This window comes from Dehalobacter sp. (assembly GCA_023667845.1).
GTDB lineage: Bacteria > Bacillota > Desulfitobacteriia > Desulfitobacteriales > Syntrophobotulaceae > Dehalobacter.
Genome location: JAMPIU010000057.1, coordinates 1 through 1,329, shown reverse-complemented (window position 1 = coordinate 1,329; position 1,329 = coordinate 1). Strand labels below are relative to the sequence as shown.

Below are 1,329 nucleotides of genomic sequence, written 5' to 3'. Positions count from 1 at the left end.
TTAAGACTTATTTTTGAAAACCTAGTATGAGGTGCATCAGTAGTAATGCAGACATACACACTCTGACCTCGTAATACAAAATGGAAAAAAGCCTGAAAGTCTAGTTTAGGTCATCTGCCAGAATAGAAATATACCGTGGATTTTAAGGTATACTGGGGAAGGGCAATTATATAGGTTCGACGCTACTTAAAAGACCCTAAATCCCCGCAAACTGCACAAAACATAAAGATAATCGCTTGCACTTTCGTTGAAATTAACCTTTAACCAATTTATCTGTCAAAAATGTGATGAGAGAAGTGATCGGCTAAATGGAGATTATAACCAAAAATAAGGTGGTCAAGGCAACACTAGAAAGCCTTTTTTGCCTGGCCATAATGTCGCTAACACCGGCAATAGCAGCTGCCAGTGAGGCGACTCTTAAAATTCCAAATTTAAGCCAGGAGCAAAACAATTTGCTGCTCTGGGGTATCGTAGTCTGTGTATTAGGTATGCTTTTTGGTCTTTACCAGTTTATGAAGGTGAAAAAAATCAGGGCCCATCAATCCATGCTGGACGTGGCCGACATAATTTACGAGACCTGTAAAACCTATCTTATCCAGCAGGGTAAACTGCTGTGTATATTATTTGTTTTTATCGGCCTTTGTATAGCCTTTTACTTCGGCTTCCTTCAGAAAATGCCTCTGAGCGGAGTATTGCTCATCCTGGCCTGGACCATTTTAGGGATACTGGGTTCTTACACTGTTGCCTGGTACGGAATTCGTATGAATACCCTGGCTAACAGTAGAACCGCATTCGCCTCCCTGGAGAAAAAACCCCTGAAACTATTGAATATCGCTCTCGACGCGGGGATGAGCATAGGTGTGCTTCTGGTCTGCGTTGAGCTGATAATGATGTTAATTATACTGCTGTTTGTTCCTAGAGAACTGGCCGGATCAAGCTTTATAGGCTTTGCAATCGGAGAATCTCTGGGAGCCAGCGCCTTGCGTATTGCAGGCGGGATATTCACCAAGATCGCCGATATTGGCTCCGACTTGATGAAAATAGTTTTTGGAATAAAGGAAGATGATCCGCGTAATCCCGGTGTTATTGCCGACTGCACTGGAGATAATGCAGGTGACAGTGTAGGACCAACCGCTGACGGATTCGAAACTTATGGTGTAACCGGAGTCGCCCTCGTTTCTTTCATAGTTCTGGCTGTACAGCCCGATCTGACCGGCATCCTGCTTACCTGGATCTTTGTCATGCGTATACTTATGATTATTACTTCCGTAGCTTCTTTCTACATCAATAGGGCACTCAGCCAGGCAAGATTCAGCGGCAAAGATGATT

Annotated in this window: 1 protein-coding gene; it reads left to right on the top strand. The window is 43.6% G+C overall.

Annotated features, from left to right (window positions below):
- Positions 1–308: 308 nt before the first annotated feature.
- Positions 309–1,329, top strand: a 1,021-nt coding sequence (locus NC238_05000; GenBank protein MCM1565298.1) for a sodium/proton-translocating pyrophosphatase, incomplete at its 3' end; no start/stop codon positions are given.